Here is an 18,773-nt window from a genome sequence, read left to right as displayed (position 1 = left end):
AGCGGGGGTGGCCCCGGTGTCCGTGTGCCGCCGGGGCGGCTGCCCTCGGGGGGCGGCCCGTACGCACGCGTGCGGTCCGCCGCAGCCACCGGAACGAGGGGCTGCGGCTGGCTGGAGGTTGCGTTCGCGGTACTGCTACGTCCGGGTGGTGGTCGGTGAACGCTTCGCTTCCGCTCCGCGATCTCGTCGTACTCGCGGCTGGGGCGGGGGCTGTGGAGGGACTCGGTGCGCTGGGGGTAGGGGGAGACGACGGCCTCGGCGTCCGCCGCGCCCTACCTGGCCGACCGCGTGGTGGGACGGCGAGCAGCCGCAGATCACCGAGCACCCTTCTCCGCCCGGCGCCGACGCCCGGCGCCCTCGACAGCTCCCCACTTGCACACGCCCGAAGCGACGACTGCCGCGGGCTGCCCACCGCGGCTGCTCGGCGCTGAACCGGAGGCCAGGCCCCAGGGCCTCCTCCCTGACCCTGGCCATGCCGCACTCGCCTGCGTCCAAGTGTCCGGAAGCTTCCTCTGGGCTTCAGGCGGTGAGGGCGCGATGTCGCTTGCCGACAAGCGCGGCGATCGGTGCTTCCGTGGCCGACCAGCTGATGAAGGCCGCGCCGTTGGGGTCCCGTGGCGCACGGTGTCTAGGGGCCGTGCTGCTGGCGGAGGGGGGCTTGGGGCCGCACCAGAGTCTGGGCCCGCCCTTTGGGCCGGGGGGCTGTCTGCTTGTATTCCGCTGGCCCAAGGGCATCCCCTCATGCAGGGGCCACCGAGAGAGCCTCCCGGCCCACCGCCCGCCTGCTCGGGACCGGCCAGGCACGTGCGGGGACCACGAAAGTGCGGTCGCGTACGTGCGGACTGAGACGGGACGACCCCTGCACGCGCAGGGACTACGTGTCCTTCGTCCGGCGCCGACCGAACAGCGGGGGACCACCCCCGCACGCGCGGGGACCACAGGCCGGGCAGGTGTCGACCGGCGCGAGCATCGGGACCACCCCCGCACGCGCGTGGACCACCCACCACCAGCGAGAGGAGCCCGTGATGGGCCTGGGACCACCCCCGCACGCGCGGGGACCACAGGCCGCCGCCTGGGGTTTCACACGGCGCGGGCGCTGTTTCCGCGTACTTTCATGGATTCCGGCTTAGCGCTCGAAACGGTAGAGGCGGGGCGAGCGCCCGCATAGTGGTCTCCTCTCATCGGCCGCCGAAGCGCCGCCGTTTCGCTGCCTTGCTCCAGCCTTGCTGTGGGGGAGTCGCGGGGTGGCCGCTGGGCGAAGGCGAGGGGAGCGTAGGGCGGTTGAGGAGGGCGAGGCCTTCGTGGTCGGTGGGGTGCCAGGTGTGTTCGTGGGTGTCGAAGGTGAAGCCCTGTTCGTTGTCGGACTGGTAGGCCAGCAGGGCCCGGCCCTTGCCCCGGTATTGGCGGACTTCGTCCCACAGGGTGTCGCGGACCCGGGCCGAGGGAGAACCGAGGAAGACGCCGGGGGAGATCTCCAGGAGCCAGCGGGTGAGGAAGCCGCGGAGGCCGGCGGGGCAGTTTGCCAGCACGATGACGGTCACCAGATCGGCTCCTCCAGGAGGCTGCCGGCTCCCGCGGAGCGACCGTAGTTGCGGCCGCCCTCGATGTGACGGTCGCCGTCGGACTGCAAGGTCACCTGGTCTGCGGTCTCGTCCGGCGCCTGACGGCTGTGAGGTTCGAGCAGGCGCTTGATGTCCGTTACGCAACGGTCGAGCAACCCCGTCGTGTTGATCCGGTCCCGCAGGGCGCGCCGGGTGCGGGAGGCGACGTCGTCTTCGCCCTGGGCTGCCGCGTCGAAGGCGGCGGGGATGCCGATCTCGGTCTTGTAGAGGTCGGCGATGTCGAGGACGAAGGAGCGCTCGTGCCCGGAGTGGACGAAGCCGAGGCCGGGTGAGCAGCCGAGGGCCACCACGACGGCATGGGCGATGCCGTACATGCACTGGGCGGCAGCCGTGACGGCTTGGTTGGGGGTGTCTCCGGAGCCGAAGTCGCCGTGGTGGTACTCGCGTCGCCGCCAGGGCACGCCCGTGCGGGCCGACTCGCGGCGGTAGCACTCCTTGACCCGGCGGCCCTCCATGTTCAGCAAGTCCTGGCGCGTCCGGGTCGAGGGGTCGTCCTGGGGAAAGCGCAGGTGGTACATGGCTCGTGCCACCTGGAGGCGTGTGCGGAGGTTGGCCCATGCTGTGGCCTGTGCTTCGACGAGCCTGGAGGAGCGGGTCAGGGCCCGTCCGCCCGCGTAGAAGCGCACGCCTCGTTCGCCGACCCAGGCGACCCCGGCGCCGCATTCGCCGAGTACGGACATCGCCTGATGGGTCACGCGCGTGCCGGGGCCGAGAAGAAGGGTGCCGATGGGGGCAGACGGGATGTGTGTCACTCCGTCCGCGTCGCTCGCGGTGATCGCGTTGTCCTCGCGGTGGACGGTGCACCGCTCCAGGTAGATGCAGGAGACACGATCACCGACTCGGGTCAGTTCGCGCGGGGCGGAGGCGCCTCGGGCGCCGACGGTGCTCATGACGCCCGGGCCGGGGTGAGCGTCATCAGGCCGCAGCCGTACGCCTTCGCCTTCCCCAGACCATGGGTGAGGGTGTGGCGGAAGGCCTCCAGGTCGGTGATGCGAAGCCGTCCGTCGAAGGTGACCCGGGTGAACTCCACGGGCCGGTTCGTGGACCTCCCTCCGTTCCTGGCTCCCTGGTGGCCCGTGTCATCCGCGCTCCGCTTGCGGAACTGCAAGGGAAGGCGGTCGCGCACGATGACCTCATGCTCGTGGCCGTGCTCGGTGAGCCGGCGCGCAGCAGGGGTGCGCACCACCTCGAACCCGGCCCGCTCCTGGCGCTGGAGCAGCCAGTTGATCTGATGTGCGGGGGTGACGTGCGCGGCACGCTTCGTGCGGGACTTCGGGGCGTCCTCTGGTTTACGGATGTTGTGGACGGGGTTCGCTGTGAGACGGAAACCCCAGATGTCGCCGACCGCGAGGGCGCTGAGGAACTCTCCGTACGCGAACGTGCTCCACCCCTGCTCTTCCAGGGCGGGCCAGCCCGCTTGCTCGACGAGATGTGTCAGGTCGGGCCGGGCGGGGCTGACGATGAACAGGTCGGTCCGCCCGCCGGCCGCCGGGTCGATCCGCCAGAGCACACGCGGCCCTTGGCCATCGCGCGGCGGGAGATCGGGGAAGGACATGTTGACGGCACCATGGAGGAGATGAGGTGACCCGAGGAGCCGACGGGCCTGCGGGCGGCCGGTGTTGATGCGGAAGCGGGTCAGATACATCAGGGAGTCCTCGGAGAAGGCGGAGCGTCCGGCTCGGTGGGGTCGAGGCGGCGGAGGCCGACGGTCGGGTCATGCGCGGAGGGCGCGTCGACGTGTCCCGTCAGGACGCCGCGCAGGTCGTACTGCCGGTGGCGCGGGTCGTAGCTCACCGGGGAGTCCCTCAAGGACAGGTGGGGGTTCTCGCCAGGTGGACAGTCCACGAGCAGGTCCAGCTGGTCGGGAGCGGCTGGGCTCCCGCCACGCTTCGCCTGCCGCGCATACCAGGGGGACGCCTGCCAGGGGGCGCCCCGCAGAGCCTCCTCCAAGGTGACGCCCTGCTGCGGCGGCCCCATGTCGAGCGGGCGGGACGGCGGGCAGGAGCGACGGCCGAGGTAAGGAAGGAAGCGCGGGGCGCGCACCGCCTCGTACAGGCGGTGCACCAGACCCTCGTCGCCCTCGACTCCGGCGACGAAGACGGCGTCGCTGAGGTAGAACCGCTCGGACAGGGGCATGGCCTTGCCCGAGTCGGCATGGTGGGCGGTATGGAAGTCCCGTAGTCTGGAGCCGGGTTGATCGACCCGCACGCCGAATCGCAGCGCCACCAGGTCGGAGAGGTCCGCATCGCGCGGGCGCCCCTCGGCGGCGGCGAGCAGTCCGAGCACGCCGCTCTTGGTCGGCGCGTTCTCGGTGCTGCGGCGGGCGAAGCGGGCAGCCGCCCCCCAGGACTGCAAGGGGCCGGCGAGCCGCAGCAGCAGCACCGTCATGCCCAGGACCCCACCCGCCGCGCCACCGCCGCTGTCACATCCCGCAGCAGGACCTCCAGCGTGACACCTGCGCCGAGCGGCGCCAGCGCCTGTGTGTCCTGACCGACGCGGAACACCCAGCTGTGTTTGTCGGAGGCGATGCCGTACTGGCGCTCCAATTCTGGTACGTACTCGGCGAGGCGGGAGCAGCTCCCGCGCAGGAAACCGCCGCCGTCCCCTTGCGGCACGGGCTCCTCGAAGGCCCCGACGAAGCTGACCGGGCGGCGGTCGCGGAGCTTGACGATGACGGCGGCGGGCAGGGTGTGGTTGCCGAAGGTGTTGATCTTTCCGGTGGGCAGGGAGGTGATGAACGCCTCCAAGAACGCGCTGACGGCCTTCTCCACCGGAGCGCTCGGCGGTTCCCCTTCCTTGAGCCCGGCCCCGAGGTTGCGCTGCAACTCGTCCACGTCGACGGCGGCGTAGCGGTAGAGCGTGGCGGAGTTGAAGTCGACGGTTCCGATCATCCCGGCGCCGGACTCGTCGTCCGGGCTCAGGTCGTCGACCGCTGTGTAGTAGTCGGATTCGACCTCCGACTTGTGCACGCCAATGGCGTGCGCCACCTGGACTGCCGCCTCCACCCTGAGGTCCGCGGAGTCCGCGACCATCCGTCCGAACAACGCGATGTCCACCGAGTGCCGGGTGTCCACGGCCTGCTTGGCCCTCGCCTTGTTCTCCTTGGTTTTGAGGTGCTCCTTGAGCACCTTCACATCGCCGTGGGGCCCGCTGCCCTCGACCACGAACTCGGCGAGGGCGTCCAGCTGCGCTCTGCCCAGGAACATCAGATACGGGGCTTCGGGTGCGGCGGTCTCGCCCTCACCGCTCTTCAGCTTGCGCTTCGGCGGCTCGATCTTGGAGCCAGTGGCCGCTTCGAGGGCCACGGCGGCCAGTTGTGGCGCCGACTCCTTCAGAGAGGCGTCCTTGGCGGTGATCCGCTCGGCCAGGGCCTGGGCGACCCTCTTCGTCCGGACGCCGAGTGCGTCGGCGGGCAGGAAGCCGTTGAACGCCTTCCGCGTGGCGCTCTTCCACGCCTGGCTGGAGACGCGGGCACGCCGTACTCCGCCGAAGATCGCTGACTTGGGCATCCCGGTGTCGTCACGGTTGATGTTGCTCGGCGGGACGGTCTGCAGGATGTGGATGTCGAGGATGGTCCGGGTCACGGTGGTTCCGTTCTTCTCGGATCGGCCCGCGGCGTTCGGCCCGCGCGCAGGTAGGTGGCCAGGTGCGTACTGTGGTGCGGCTCCGCGTGGGGGGCTATTCGCCCGCGTCCGCGGCTGTCAGGTCCAAGCCCTCGGCTGGGGAGTCGGGCGCATGCCGCGCGTCCTCGGCCGTCACCGACGGGTCGTACACGCGGTGGAAGCCCCGCCCCCACTCCCGCCTCACGTCGGCTTGGAACCTCGGCTGCTGCCAGCGGTCGATGTGGTCGGCGAGGAGGCCGTAGTCCAGGGGGATGCGGGCGGAGCGCAGCAGCAGCACCATCTCGCGGAGGCGGACGGCCAGTGTCTCGAAGTCGGTCGAGCTGCCGATGCGTACGAAACGCTTGCGCACGGCAGGGTTGAGTTCCGTGTCCGGGACCATCCTGGGCCGCTCTGTCTCATCCTGGGCATCGCCTGGGCCCGGGCTCTTTTCGCCGTCACGGTCCTTCGTGCCTGCCTTGCCCTCGGCCAGGCGCCGCGTGGCACGGCCCAGAGCCCAGCGGGGGACGTGCATCGCCTCCTCGCGCAGCGACTGCTGGTGCAGAGCCCACAGCGTCACAGCCAAGTGGACCGCGCGGTCCTCGCGGGCCTCCCGCTCTTCACGCCACATCTTTTCCGGATACGACAACGGCTCCGGCGTGCTGGCCTCTCGCTCCCGCGCCGCCTGCTCGCGGAGCCTCGTCAACGCCTCCAGATCATCGAGACCCCAACTGGTGGGCGAACTGTGGGGATCCCGCCCGACCTCGCGGCGCAGCCTGGCCACTGCCGCGACCGAGGACGCGAGGTCGCGTCGGTACCCGGCCTGCAGCCGCCCGACGGTCTCCGCAGCCGCTTGCCCGGCGAGGGAACGTGTGGTGCCGTTGCTGGCTGAGGTCACGGTGTTACCTCCGTACGGATGTCAGTGGCGGCCCGGGATTCGGGGAAGCGCGGCGCCGGCGTTCCGGCAGCGGGTGGCCCGAGGACCTTGTCGAGCCGGGCGCGGAACCAGCTCTCGGCGCGGCCCGTGTCCAGCAGCCGCACCCCGAGCTTCGGGATGTCCACGAGGCGCCCCTCGTCGGCGGCGGGTCCTGCGGAACGGAGGAGCTGCGTGCCGAGCCTCGTCATGTGCCGCCGCACTGTGGCCCGCCACTCCTGCCGAGCCGTGTGCAGATCGGGAAAGGTGAGCAGGTCCTTCAGCCACGCTCGGTACGGGCCGTCGAGCGTCCCGAATCCGAGGTCACGCGCGGTGTCGTCGGGCGCGGTGGGGGCGGCGCCCGCAGCGCGGGCGAGGTTCGCGGCGAGCTGCCCGAGCGCGGTCACGGCCAGATCGGCTTCGCTGACGGCGTCCAGGGCGGCGGCGCCGTAGACCGGGTCCTTCTCGTGGAGGGTGATGACGGGCAAGACGACGGAGTCGTCGGCGATCTCGTCGATCACGGACTGCTGGGTCCCGTACTTGGCACCGATCAGCCGCAGCCGCACCAGTTTGCTGGGGAGGATTTCCCCATTGGTGATCACTTGGGTGATCCAGTCGGTGATGCCGGAGCGCAAGGTCACCGCGGCCTCTCCGCGCCTGGCCACGTCCGACGCCTGCTGCCGGGCGGGCAGCAGGGAGGCGAGCCCCCGCCAGGCAGCCTTGCTGGGGTCGTGCCGTTGGGGCATGTAGACCAGCGGGCGTTTCTGCTTCTTCTCCTGGGTGGGGCTGCGGCGCCAGCTGGACATCGGCTCCAGCGTCCAGGGGGAGGACATGGCGAGCCGGTCGCCGTAGCCGAGGACCACGCCGGTGACGACACCGCCTCGCGCGTGCAGCCGGACCCTGCGGCTCTGCCAGGTGTACAGGTCCCGCAGGCCCCGGGGGCCGCCGGAGGCATCATCACGTTCCTCGGCCCCGACCCGCGGGCGCCGCCACACGGGCCGGTCATCGTCCGCGCTCGGTACCGCGTGCCGTTGGTACGCCTCCTCGAAGGCGATCAGGTTGAGCAGCAGCGTTTCCCGCAGCGTGTCGCCCTCGGCGAAGATCCCGCCGAGGTCTCCCAAGGAGCCCACACCCAGTGGATAGACCTTTCCCGCCTTTGCGCGCGTGTCGCCGACCATGGCGGACTTGATCCCCGAGGTGTCGTAGGCATGGGCGTGCACGAGCCAGCGCGCCGCCTCCGCGTACGACAACTGATCGACTCCCGGGCGCCGCATGGCGAAGAAAGGCTCCCCCACGGGGACATCCGCGACGATGCGGCTGAGCGGGGCCAGCTCGTCCTTGGCCGTGCGGAGCTCCGCGACCTGGTAGAACGGGTCGTCGGGGTGGAAGAGGTCGAAGCGGTCGCGATGACGCTTCAGGTAAGCCGCGACAGCGGAGAACGGGTCGTCCGCGAGCCAGAGGTCCTCCCACGCCTCCAGCTCGGCGGGCCCCTCCAGCGCGTCGTACAGGATGGCGAGCAGCAGCCTCAGCAGGGCCAGCTCCTGCGTGGGGATGTCGCCCACGAGCCGCCGCAGGTGGTGAGCCTCTTCGAAGAGACCGAGCAAAGAGACCTCGTCCACCGTGCCGTCGGCACGCTGGACGGGGAGCCACGGCGAGGACACCAGGTCGAAGGAGGGGGGTTCGGCGGCCCGTACGCTCATCGCGGCCTCCGACTCCTGCGCACGTCCGCCAGCAGGGGGAGGGACGTCGGGGGTGCCCCGCGTTTCGACAAGTCCCCTGACACCGTGCTCACTTGGGCTTCCCTTCTCTGCCGCTTCCACTGCCGTTCCTTCTGGACCAGCAAAACCCTCCGCGGGCATGCCGGGAGCCGTCACCCGCAGCCCGTCGGTCCGGCTGTAGGTGAGAAGGAAGCCTGCCAGACGGGTCTGACAATCGGAGTCCAGGACGAGAATCAGCTCGCCGGCGAGCCAGGGGCACTCCTTGACCTGCCAAGCGGGAATCAGGAAGCGCTCCAGCTCACCGATGGTCCGGTCGACCATCCACCGAGTGCTGAAGCGTCCGGGGAGCGTGAGGGCGCTCGCCGCCACCGCCTCGGCCGCGCGGCGCGACGGTGGGAAGTCGACGGGCAGCTCAAGCCCGCCGCGCCCGTCCTCCGCCCCGTCGTCCAGCCACGGGACGGTCGTGAGTCGCCTGTCGGCTTGCTGCTGTACGACCAGCACCTCCAGCGTCTCTTCGGTGTCGCGGACTTGGGCGCGCCCGGCAGGGCCGTCGTCCGCGTCGCCGGCGTGCGCGTTCAGCCAGCCGTACACCGGCCTCCCCGGCCGCTGTACCGGACTGAGCAGGAAGCTCCCGGCCCGTTCCCGCTTCTGCCCGAGCAAGCGGTCGTGCTCGACCCGTGCCTCGGCCATCGGGTCGGCCCAGGATGCGGGGCCGACCGGCTCGTCGCCGTACACGGCCTGGACGAGTGGGCTGATCCCGTCGGGAAGCACCAAGGCCTCGCCGTCCATGAAGGGGCCGAGCACGGCCAGGGTACGCAACAGCGTGTACGCGCTCCGGTAGACGGCCAGCGTCCCGGGAACGGGCTGGGGCGGCTCGGCTCCCCAGTCCACACCCGTGATCAGGCAACGCGGCCGGGCCAGGCGCGCAGGCCGCGGCCTCACATGCCGATGCAGCCGCCCCATGCGCTGTAGCACCAGGTCCACCGGCGCCGCGTCCGTGACGAGGAAGTCGAAGTCGACATCGAGTGACTGTTCGAGAACTTGGCTGGCCACTACGACGTGCCGGTGTGGCCGATCTGCGCCGTCCGGCCCGAACATCCGCAGCATGGTCGCGTCCTTGGCGGCGCGGTCCGCGGCCAGGAACCGCGAGTGCGCCACGGTCACGGCGTCCGCCCCGAGCCGGGCCCGCAGCGCGTCAGCTGCTTCCAGCACTCGGTCGACGGTGTTGCGGACGACCAAGGCGCAACCACCGGCGGCCAGTTCGTTCTCCAAGCGATCGGCGAGGACGGCGAGGTCGTCGTCGATGCGTTCGATCCGTACGTCGGTACGGCGGCCTGAGGCGGCAGGAGGCGTCGCGGTGATTGCCGTGTGCCCGGGAGCGGCCGCCGTGAGGAGTGGGTACGCCGTGTCGGAGACGCGGCTCCCGTCGTCATTCCCACCGGAATAGGCGGCGATGAGTGCCTTCCTGCGAGCCGCGGGAAGCGTCGCCGAAAGCAGGACGACCGGGACGCGGTAGGCCGCCAGCCACTCGAGCACGCGGTCCAAGTACCGTCCCATGTAGGCGTCGTACGCGTGCACCTCGTCGATGATGACGACCTTCCCCGCGACCGCGAGGTGCCGCAGCGCCAGGTGTCGGCTCTTCAGCCCCGCGAACAGCACCTGGTCGATGGTCGTCACCGCGAAGGAGGCGAGGAGCTGCTTCTTCCGCCCGCGCAGCCACTGATGTGCGTGCAGCCCGGCTGGTCGGTGCGCGGCCGGCGCCATGGACTCCTCGCCGTCGAGGTCCACGGCGGCGATGGTCCGCTGCCCTTGGGCGAGCAGGCCGGCCCATTCGTTGTTGAGTGCGGCCTTGGCATGCGCGAGGACCACAGACCGCGGCGTCTTTGCCCCCTCGGCCTCTGGAAGGCGGCTCAGCCATGCTGTCACCCGGGAGAACATGGCATCGCTCGTGGCGCGTGTCGGCAGGGCGACCAGGACGCCGCCCGCTCCCGCGCGAGCGGCGAGGATCTCCGCCGCCGCGAGCGCCGCCTCCGTCTTCCCTTCACCCATCGGGGCCTCGATCACCACCAGGCCGGGCGTCGGCATCGTCCGGGCCATTTGAACGGCGGCGCTCTGCACGGGCCGGATCTCCGCCCCGGACAGCTGGGGAAACCGCCGCGTGAACAACTCCGCGGGCGAGCCAGGTGGATCCTCGGGTGCCCACGGCCCGGGCAGCGCGAGCCCCTCCCACGCTGCCCGGAACCGCCGCCGCTCACCGACAGGGCCTTCCGGGCGCCACGAGTCGGGGTCGTACGGAAAGAGCTCCGGTGAGCTGGCGATCCAGTCGGCGAGGATCACCACGGCGGTCAGCGCCACCTGCGCGGGCTGAGGCAACCGCACATCGCGCCACTCCGGAAGCCGCTCGGTCACACCTGCCAACTCGGCGCAGGCGTCCATCAGTTCGTATTGAACGCGGCGCCACGCCGCCTCACTGGCACCGGGATGCCGCAACAGATGCGGCCGTAGCTGAAGGTCATGGATCTGCTGGTGATCGGGGGGAACCCCGTGGTGCCCGCCTGCCACCACAGCGAACTGCCCTGCTACCCGATTGCCCAGCCTGAACCGCTCGGACAGCCACTCCTGCAGCAGCAGCTGCCCGGCGAGTCCGTGCGGTGCGAGTCGCCTGTCCTGCCCGTACTCCTTGAGGAGAAGCATGTCGAGCCCGGCGTCCCGCATGAGGCCCGCCAGCGGCTCGACTTGACAGGCGAAGGCGGGTGTCGCCTTTCCGACGTCGTGGGCGGCCCCCAGGAAGCGGACCAGCCGAAGGGCGTCGTCCTCCGCGCCGGGCAGCGCCGCGGCCACCAACTCCACGACCCTCGGAGGCACCCAGTGCTCCCACAACCGCCCGGCTGTGGCAGCGCTGTCCGCCAGGTGCCGCCACAGGGGCAGTGAAGTGACCGACGAGCGCTCGTGCTTAGCCCACACCTGGCGGGCGGCCGGAGACAATGCGGCGAAGGGCACTGGGGTGTCCGGGATGTCTGGGGTCATGGATTCAGGGAACATGCCTGCTATGTCCTGAGTGCGCGACTACGAGAAACGCGCTGATCGGGCTCGGCAAGGTGTTATACGGGCATGACGGGACCCGGTGCGGGCCCGGGGAACCCCTGGCGCCGACGCACGGGCCGGCACCAGGGTGTCCCGCCGTGACCGTCAGGCCGAGCGCGGGCGGAACACGCCCGCATAGACCAGTACGACGATCACGATCACGGCGCCCCACACCCAGGGTGCGTACGGGGAGGGTGTCGAGGGGCATACCGCGATCAGTGCCATGAGCAGGGCGTGCGCGGCGGGTTGAGCTTGAGCTGGTAACGGAGGCTCGGACGGGGATGCGGGCGCACTTCGATCGTCCACGGATATACCATCCTGTCGTGTCGTCGGAGCTCGGCTCCTGCGGCCTTCCGGACCCCCTGGCCTCTCGATCCGACGAGCTGCGGTCAGGGGGTCTGGTCTGTTGGGGCCAAGTCCGTGTGATGGGTGCGGAGTTGAGCGTAGCGTTCGTAGGGTGCTGCGTCATGAGTTCTGTTGATTGATCTCTCCAGCAAAATGAGCTTCCCAGTTCAAACTGGGAAGCGCAGTCGGCAGCCCCGGCTCACCCCGCCCACCTCTGCCGTGCTCGGCGCGCGAGCTGCTTCGAGGGGGCGCGAGCGCGACAGTGGGATTTCCGTTGCCGGGGTGAGCTGTTGGCTGCCTGGCGCAGCGCCGGTGGGCACCTTCTGCTCGTCGGCGGGGGTCGGGCGCCGGCTCATGGAGTTCACGGATGCGCCAGCCCGTCGCAGGGTGACAGCCGCCTCGGTCAGGCGTAACCCCGCATAGGCGGGGAGCACGTTGCCAACTGAGCGTCCCAGGGGCCACCCCCGCACGCGCGGGGACCACGCCAGGGCGATCCTGCCCTACGCCGACGGCTCGGGACCACCCCCCCACGCGCGGGGACCGCCGTCCGCCTCCGCGGCGGCGGTGGATCCACGCGGGACCACCCCCGCACGCGCGGGGACCGCGGCCGCCTGGAGTCCATGAACCAGCGCTCTACGGGACCACCCCCGCACGCGCGGGGACCGCGAGACAGGCGTAATGGTCGGCTGGTCCTCACCGGGACCACCCCCGCACGCGCGGGGACCGCCCCCGCCGCGTTCAGCTTCGGGATCATCGGCCGGGACCACCCCCGCACGCGCGGGGACCGCGCTCGGCAGCGCTCCGGCCCCACCGCCGCGGCGGGACCACCCCCGCACGCGCGGGGACCGCCGAGTCGACCAGTCCGAGGGCTTCGAGGGCGCGGGACCACCCCCGCACGCGCGGGGACCGCCCTCACGGCACGACCGGGAGGTTCAGAGATGGGGGACCACCCCCGCACGCGCGGGGACCGCGCGGTGGTCGCCTCGCTTACCGCAGAGCTGGTGGGACCACCCCCGCACGCGCGGGGACCGCAGGCCGTGGCCTGCGGGTCTATGTGGTCGGCAGTGGGTTTTTGCTTGCTTCTTGAGATATCGGCATTACATCTTCATCTGCCTGAATCCCTGCAATGTGCCGCAAAATCTCTCTCCAATCGCAGCAGCCTCGCGGCGAACCCACGTGGAAGCCGCGACTGTACAGACGCATCGGCGGGAGGCTTGGTTGGGTGTTGTCGATAGAGCTGAATGGTGCCCCTGGGGCGGAGGTGGTCCCCCGTCGGAGGGTGTTCGTCGCCAGCGCGTCGTATGTGTGCAGCGGCGTGCTACGGCGCACGGCACCCTCCTTGGGCGGCCATCGACGGGACTTGGTGCGTCACCGGTTTAGGTTCGAGTCCCGCCCTGCGGCGCGGCGCAGGTGAGGAGTGGCCTGCCACGCGGCGAGGCACACTCGATCCGGCCGGGGCTGTTGCCGTTTCGGGCCGTCGGGTTGGCTTTGCGGGCCGGGGGCACGGCCGGGGAGGGGAGCATGCCGGCGCGAGCGGCTCTTCGTGGCTCCCGCCCGGGTTCGCCCGCGCCGATATGTCGTCGGCAGGAGCATCCCCCTACCCCTCGGGAGCGAGCGCGGCGCCCCGCAGCGCGAGCCCGGTCGCCTCGTGGCGGCCGGGCTCGCTGGCAGGTTCACTGCGGTGTGCTGGGAGGGAGGCGCCGCGGTGGTGTGGTGGCTACCGCGGGCGGCAGGGATGCGGCTTCCGGGTTCCTGATTTCGTGGAGGCCGGAGCCTTGGGGTTCCGTGTGCCGGGCGGGGTGCTAGGCCCGGTGGAAGCCGCGCTGCCAGGCCTCAGTACTTGTTCAGGCGCCAGTTGCTCCAGTGTCCGGGGGCACCCCCCGTGCTGCCCCCGTTGAAGCGCTCCTTGTACCAGGCCCTCCCGTCCGTCCCCTTACAAGTGATGGCGAAGTTCCAGCCGTTGACCCAGGCCATGTCGATCGAGCCGTTGCCGGGCTGGGTGCACTGTCCCCCGAGGGAGGTCCAGCCGCTCGTGCCGCTGCCGGAGCCCCACTTCGTGTAGGCCTGCTTGTTCGTGCCGATGACGAAGACCTGCCACTGGCCGTTGGGCAGCTTGTGCTTGACCTGGCTGTTGCAGTAGAAGCTGCCGCCCCAGTTGCTGTAGTGGCACCATCCGCCGCTCTGGTAGGTCGTGCCCGGGTCCGACACGGCCACGGCCGCGCCGCGGCTCTCGGTGCCCGTGGCCGCCTGGGCCGTCACGGCCGCGCCTCCGAGTGCGAGCGTGGCCCCCATGGCAAGGCCCGTCAACGCGTGTGATGTGCGCACGGTGATTCCCCCTCTTTCGCTTGCCGGTTGTGCGGTCGAGACGAGAACCTAGGCGGCGGGCGGCATGGTGCGCGTCATGCGCTCGTTAGATGTTGCTCGTCAACCGAGCGTGCACCGGGGGTAAACCAGGGTCGCAGCTCAGCGGTCAGGCGACGGGCGGCCGGGCGGGCCCGACGCGGAGCCCGGCACCACGAGCCCGCTCTCGTAGGCGACGACCACGGCCTGGGCGCGGCTCTTGAGGTCCAGCTTGGACATGACCCGGTGCAGATGCGTCTTCACCGTGCCCTCGCTGAGGAAGAGCCGGCCGGCGATCTCGTCGTTGGTGAGGCCGCGCGCCACCAGGGTGAGCACGTCGAGTTCCCGCGCGGTCAGTTCGGCCAGCTGCTCGGGCCTGCGCAGCGCGCCGCCCGGACGTGGCGTGTACGCCTCGATGAGGCGGCGCAGGACCGTCGGCGCGAACAGCGCGTCGCCCCCGGCGATGGTGGCGATGGCGCCGAGCAGCCGCTGCGGCGGGGTGTCCTTGAGGAGGTAGCCGCAGGCGCCGATGCGCAGCGCGTCGTACACGTACTCGTCCACGTCGAACGTGGTGAGGACGACGACGCGCGGTGGCGGGGCGAGGTCCAGGGCGAGGATGCGCTCCGCAGCGGTGAGGCCGCTGATCCCGGGCAGGCGGACGTCCATGAGGACGACGTCGGGCCGGTGCCGCTCGGCCAGGCGGACGGCCTCCTCGCCGTCCGCGGCCTCCGTGACGGACGTGAATCCGGGCGTGGCGCGCACCAGCGCGGCCACCCCCGCCCGGATCAGGTCCTGATCGTCGACAACGAGAACACTGGTCATGTACGAACTCCCCCTTATGGTTCCCCGCCGTCCGGCGCGTGGTTCCCCGCCGTCCGGCGCGTGGTTCCCCGCCGTCCGGCTCATGGTTCCCCGCCGTCCGGTGCGCCAGGTGCCGGCGGCGCGGCGCTGGTCGGCAGGGTGAGCCGCACTTCGTACCCCCCTGCGCGCCGCGGCCCGGCGGACAGCGAACCCCCACAGAGGTTCGCCCGCTCCTGCATGCCGATCAAGCCGTACCCGCTCTCCGGCGCCGAAATGGCCGGTTCGTGGCCGTCACCGGACGTCCTTCCGTCGTCGCGTACGACGACCGTCACCTGGTCCTGCTCATAGCTGATGTGCACGTACGCGCTGGTGGGCGCGGCGTGCTTGACCACGTTGGTCAGGGCCTCCTGGACGACGCGGTACGCGCACAGGTCCGGGCCCAAGGCGAGCTTGCGGGCGGTGCCTTGAGTCCGGACGGTGACGCGGACGTTGGCCGCCTGGAGCCGTTCGGCCAGCTCGCCGACCCGGGCGAGGCCGGGCGGGGCGTGCCGCGGCGCGCCGCCCCCCTGCTCGTCACAGACGTCGTCCACGCGCAGCATCGACAACAGGCGCCGCAGCTCGTCCAGTGCCTCCCGGCTGGAGTCCGCCACGGCGGACAGGGCCGACCGCGCCGTCGCGCCGTCGGAGTGGAAGACGTACGCGGCCAGGCCGGCCTGCACGGAGATCGCCGACAGGTGGTGGGCGACGACGTCGTGCAGTTCGCGGGCGATGCGGACCCGCTCGCCGAGGACGGCGTTGCGCGCGTGCGCGGCCTGCTCGTTCGCCAACTGGGCGCTCAGCCGCCGCAGTTCGCGATTGCGCTCCGTGACGAGGCGCATCGCGTGCCCGAAGGCCAGGGCGATCGCCGGGATGAGGACCCCCTGGGCGAGGACGAGGATCGCGGGGAGGCGCCCGCACACCCCGTTGTAGAGGATCACCGCGCCGGTCAGCGCGGCTGAGGCGAGTGACACGCGGGGCGCGCGGGTCGCGGCCACGCTCACCAGGGCGATCATCGGCGCCCACCAGTTCAGGGACGGCTGGTAGCCGAGCGCGAGATATCCGGTGTACGCCGCGCAGGAGACGACGAGGGCCACCGCGGGGGCCGAGCGGCACCACGCCAGGGGCAGGGCGACCAGGACGGTGAGCAGGTACGCCCACGCGTCGAACGGCTCCCACCCCTCCGGGTGGTACACGTGCCCCGCGACGCTGCCGCTCACCGCGACCCCGGCGGCGAGCGCGGCGTAGACGATCCGCTGAACGGGCACGGACCGCACTGATCTCACCTGCATCGGGGGATGGTAGGCCCGCGCCCGACTCCTGTCGTCAGTCGTACGGTTGACCTGCCGTCAACTGACGGCGGACGCGGTGGGCCCGGATGCCCGCGCGCACGCCACCACCGGCACACAGAGCGTCTGCGCCCATAGCCGAAGAGCCGCGGCCCGTCGGCGAAGTAGGCGCAGCCCGGCGCGCGAGGCCCGTGGGTGCCTCCGGCGTGGCTGTGCTCCGGGGCCAAAACCGGGGGGCTGCCTTGGTGACTCGTCCCAACATGGGAATCCGGGGGCTCCATATACTTTCGATATATCGAGGAGTCGGCTAGTCGAGGAGTCGGTTATGGTTGCCCCGTTCGACGCGACGGAGTTTCGGCGGACCCTCGGCTATCTGCCGACCGGGGTCACGGTCATCACCACCACCGGGGAGTTCGGCGAGCCGGTGGGAATGGCGTGCAATTCCTTCATGTCGGTCTCCTTGAATCCGCCGTTGGTCATGATCTGTGCCGGGCACGCGTCGGCGACCCTCGTCGACCTCCGGCGGAGCGGCGGGTTCTGCGTCAATATCCTCGGCAGCGGCCAGGGAGAACTGTGCCGCCAGTTCTCGATCAAGGACATCGACCGGTTCGCCGGTGTTCCGTGGACCGATTCGGCCGTCGGCCCTGAATTGAGCGATGCCGTCGCCTGGATGTCGTGCGCCATCGAGGTCGAGCACGAGGCGGGGGATCACGTCATCATCGTCGCCAGGGTGACCGCGCTGCGGGTAAACCCGGACGAGCCTGCTCCGCTGGTGTTCCACCGCGGGAAGTTCGGGTCGCTCCGCGAGGCCGCCGAACCGCTCGCCGCGGCGGCCACGCTGCCCCGGCAGGCGACCGGTGGCAGTACGCGCGTACCGGCGGCGGCCGCGGGCGCGTATGGATACGCGCGGGGATACGCGTACGGATACGCGCACGGATAAGGGGCGCAGGCCCCCCGCGTCCCGTACCGCGGGTCCGCTCTTGGAACCGGGCGGGGCATGCGCTGTCCAGATTCTGGACTTCTGACAAATGCGGATCCCCGGAATTCATAGGTCCGGATAACTCCGTCATGGCGGAGGCCGGTGCGGCCGCCGGCGGCGGGCGAGGAAGCCCCTGCCGTCAGGGCCCGGCCCCCGGGAGCCGCGAACGGCCCGCCTTTCCCCAGTTCAGCGAGGTGTGAGCGGGAAGGCGGAAGCTTGCGTTCGGCGCGCCCGCCCGTGCCTTGGCGAAGGACCCGGTCCCCGTGACGCACACGGGAGAGCATTGCAGAAACGGTTTTTCTTCCCTCATGTCGCCCATCGAGGCGGAGAAGCGAATAAACCAGACCAACGGCAGCAACCACGGCCAAGGGGTGCCTGGCTCATCGGGGGTGAGTCCTATACATTGGCGTATTGGTAGAAACATCGAACACCGCTCAGGCAGATCATCCCGTCCGGGGGGAATTGGAGGGGATACTAAGTGAACTTGGAGCGCCTTTGTTTCCCAAGCCGGTTGCTGGGGTTTTTGAAGTTTATGAATGGAGTTTAGACAGGGACGGCTTCGCCGTCGACGACGTCACGCACGAGCTGGGCTTCCGTCCCGCCGAGAGCGAGGAGATCGTCGCCAAGCTCCTGGAGCTCCAGCTCATTCAGCCGTCCCGGGACCGGGATGCCTGGTTCGTCCCGACGGACCCGGGCATCGCCTCCTCGCAGCTCCTGAATCAGGGCGAGCTGGATCTGCTCGAACGAAAACTGGCGGTGGGCCAGCTCAGGAACGATCTGGCGCGGCTCTCGCTCCTTTTCCGGTCGAGCAAGTTCGGCAGCCAATATACAAACTCGTTCGACATTGTGAAAGTCCCCGAGACGGTCAGATTGCTCCTCTCGGAAGCGGCGGCGAACAGTTCCCAGGAAGTCGTCTGCATGCAGCCCGGCAGCGGCTGGCCCGCCGATGAACTGGTCGAGGCGCAGACCCGGGACTTCCAGATGCTCAAGCGGGGGGTGCGGCTGCGAGTTCTGTACCAGCACGCCGCCCGGTTCGACACACCGACCCGCGAGCACGCGGGGAAGCTGATCGAATCCGGTGCCGAGATCCGTACGGCGGGCGCGCTCTTCGGCAAGATAGTCATCTTCGACCGCACTGCCGCGTACATCCCGGCGAGCGGCGATGACGGCGGCGCCGTCGTCGTGCAGGAGCGCTCGCTCATCGACTTCCTCCACTCCTGTTTCGAGCATGTCTGGGCGACCGCGAAGGAGTTCGACACCCGGCGCGCGGAAATCGATGTCATCGGCGGCGACATGAAGAAGGAGATCGTCAAGATGCTGATCTCCGGGGCCAAGGACGAAGCCATCGCCCGACGGCTTGGCGTATCGGTCCGCACCTGTCGTAAACACATTGGTCAGGTCATGCAGATGTTCGGCGCGACGAGCCGCTTCCAGTTCGGCTACCTGGTGAAGGAGGCGAACCTGGAAGAGGACGTGTAACGCGCGACCCAAGGACGCCGTTGCGGCGCCCGGCCTTGCGCAACACGGCCGGGCGCCGCGCGGCCACGCGCTGCCCCGGGGCCTGGCCCGCACCGCCGCACCGGCCGGCCGCCCTGCCCCGGGGCAGCCGTGTGCCCAGGTCGGGCGGGGGTCGGGAGAGCTTCCTCAAGTGGAAGTGCAGCTTGATGAGCGGGCTACGGGGTGGAGCCGCCGGGTGTTCTGTCAGACACTATGGGCCGTTGCAACAGTGCAATCGCGGAGTTGTTCACTGAACACCAAGGGGGCCGCGTTCATCTCTTCATTCCTCGTTTCGCAGACATGTCGGAGCAGTACCTGTTGTGCTTCCGAAGTCACTGCGCCGGGGTAATCTGCGCGTAGGGCGGCGCACGCGAGTTCCGCGGCCCGCGACCCACGCGAACACCATGTGAATGATTTATACTTCTTGGTTATTGCCTTTGGGTCGAGTGTTGTAAAGTCCTCACTGGTGAGTGCTTTATGGTCGGCGCCGCGCCAGCTGCGGCCCTGCCGATCCGGCGATCCATTTTCGTGTCCGCATACATCAAGCGCG

General features: G+C 70.3%; 12 protein-coding genes and 1 CRISPR repeat array. Of the genes, 2 read left to right on the top strand and 10 right to left on the bottom strand.

The genetic code is table 11. The features are described from left to right. Window positions 1-1,178: 1,178 nt before the first annotated feature. The 10 genes from cas2e to AC07GB_RS10075 all read right to left on the bottom strand — a co-directional run bounded on the left by cas2e (window position 1,179) and on the right by AC07GB_RS10075 (window position 15,750). Window positions 1,179-1,541, bottom strand: a complete 363-nt coding sequence (gene cas2e / locus AC07GB_RS10120) for a type I-E CRISPR-associated endoribonuclease Cas2e (protein WP_478843490.1) — start codon at window positions 1,539-1,541, stop codon at window positions 1,179-1,181. Continuing rightward, the gene (gene cas1e / locus AC07GB_RS10115) at window positions 1,538-2,512 is read right to left on the bottom strand and encodes a type I-E CRISPR-associated endonuclease Cas1e (RefSeq protein WP_478843489.1); all 975 of its coding nucleotides are present in this window, start codon (window positions 2,510-2,512) and stop codon (window positions 1,538-1,540) included. The genes cas2e and cas1e overlap by 4 nt, the downstream gene beginning before the upstream one ends. Beyond that, a complete protein-coding gene (cas6e, locus tag AC07GB_RS10110) occupies window positions 2,509-3,267 on the bottom strand; it encodes a type I-E CRISPR-associated protein Cas6/Cse3/CasE (RefSeq protein ID WP_478843487.1) in 759 nt (252 codons plus the stop codon). Before cas6e ends, cas1e begins: the two co-directional genes overlap by 4 nt. Further along, complete coding sequence (gene cas5e / locus AC07GB_RS10105; protein ID WP_478843485.1) at window positions 3,267-4,010, bottom strand: type I-E CRISPR-associated protein Cas5/CasD; 744 nt, start codon at window positions 4,008-4,010, stop codon at window positions 3,267-3,269. The genes cas6e and cas5e overlap by 1 nt, the downstream gene beginning before the upstream one ends. After that, entirely contained in the window at window positions 4,007-5,206 is a 1,200-nt protein-coding gene (gene cas7e, locus AC07GB_RS10100; protein ID WP_478843483.1) for a type I-E CRISPR-associated protein Cas7/Cse4/CasC, read from the bottom strand. The genes cas5e and cas7e overlap by 4 nt, the downstream gene beginning before the upstream one ends. A 94-nt stretch (window positions 5,207-5,300) precedes the next feature. After that, the gene (casB, locus tag AC07GB_RS10095; protein WP_478843481.1) at window positions 5,301-6,119 is read right to left on the bottom strand and encodes a type I-E CRISPR-associated protein Cse2/CasB; all 819 of its coding nucleotides are present in this window, start codon (window positions 6,117-6,119) and stop codon (window positions 5,301-5,303) included. Continuing rightward, window positions 6,116-10,879: a type I-E CRISPR-associated protein Cse1/CasA gene (gene casA / locus AC07GB_RS10090; RefSeq protein ID WP_478843479.1), complete on the bottom strand. Its 4,764-nt coding sequence runs from the start codon at window positions 10,877-10,879 to the stop codon at window positions 6,116-6,118. The genes casB and casA overlap by 4 nt, the downstream gene beginning before the upstream one ends. Window positions 10,880-11,735: 856 nt before the next feature. After that, window positions 11,736-12,313: a CRISPR direct-repeat array (repeat unit 29 nt; unit sequence GGGACCACCCCCGCACGCGCGGGGACCGC). A gap of 801 nt (window positions 12,314-13,114) precedes the next feature. Next, window positions 13,115-13,606: a hypothetical protein gene (locus AC07GB_RS10085; protein ID WP_478843477.1), complete on the bottom strand. Its 492-nt coding sequence runs from the start codon at window positions 13,604-13,606 to the stop codon at window positions 13,115-13,117. 138 nt (window positions 13,607-13,744) lie between these two features. After that, window positions 13,745-14,443 (bottom strand): response regulator, encoded by a 699-nt coding sequence (locus AC07GB_RS10080; protein ID WP_478843475.1) that lies wholly within the window; start codon window positions 14,441-14,443, stop codon window positions 13,745-13,747. Between the two features lie 80 nt (window positions 14,444-14,523). Further along, window positions 14,524-15,750 carry a sensor histidine kinase gene (locus AC07GB_RS10075; RefSeq protein WP_478843473.1) on the bottom strand — a complete coding sequence of 409 codons (1,227 nt, stop codon included), beginning with the start codon at window positions 15,748-15,750 and terminating at the stop codon, window positions 14,524-14,526. Window positions 15,751-16,072: 322 nt separating this feature from the next. Between AC07GB_RS10075 and AC07GB_RS10070 the strand changes: the two genes are divergently transcribed. After that, the gene (locus AC07GB_RS10070) at window positions 16,073-16,687 is read left to right on the top strand and encodes a flavin reductase family protein (RefSeq protein ID WP_478843471.1); all 615 of its coding nucleotides are present in this window, start codon (window positions 16,073-16,075) and stop codon (window positions 16,685-16,687) included. A 534-nt stretch (window positions 16,688-17,221) separates the two neighbouring features. Continuing rightward, window positions 17,222-18,205, top strand: a complete 984-nt coding sequence (locus tag AC07GB_RS10065) for a LuxR C-terminal-related transcriptional regulator (protein WP_478843469.1) — start codon at window positions 17,222-17,224, stop codon at window positions 18,203-18,205. Window positions 18,206-18,773 lie beyond the last annotated feature (568 nt).

Source organism: Streptomyces sp. NPDC045778 (assembly GCF_056431945.1).
This window is presented reverse-complemented; position numbering and strand designations above follow the sequence as displayed.

Excerpts from the sequence above, each read along its gene's own strand:
- cas1e (WP_478843489.1), bottom strand. The coding sequence starts at position 2,512 with ATGAGCACCGTCGGCGCCCGAGGCGCCTCCGCCCCGCGCGAACTGACC.
- cas6e (WP_478843487.1), bottom strand. The coding sequence starts at position 3,267 with ATGTATCTGACCCGCTTCCGCATCAACACCGGCCGCCCGCAGGCCCGT.
- cas5e (WP_478843485.1), bottom strand. The coding sequence starts at position 4,010 with ATGACGGTGCTGCTGCTGCGGCTCGCCGGCCCCTTGCAGTCCTGGGGG.
- casA (WP_478843479.1), bottom strand. The coding sequence starts at position 10,879 with ATGACCCCAGACATCCCGGACACCCCAGTGCCCTTCGCCGCATTGTCT.
- AC07GB_RS10080 (WP_478843475.1), bottom strand. The coding sequence starts at position 14,443 with ATGACCAGTGTTCTCGTTGTCGACGATCAGGACCTGATCCGGGCGGGG.
- AC07GB_RS10075 (WP_478843473.1), bottom strand. The coding sequence starts at position 15,750 with ATGCAGGTGAGATCAGTGCGGTCCGTGCCCGTTCAGCGGATCGTCTAC.
- AC07GB_RS10070 (WP_478843471.1), top strand. The coding sequence starts at position 16,073 with ATGGTTGCCCCGTTCGACGCGACGGAGTTTCGGCGGACCCTCGGCTAT.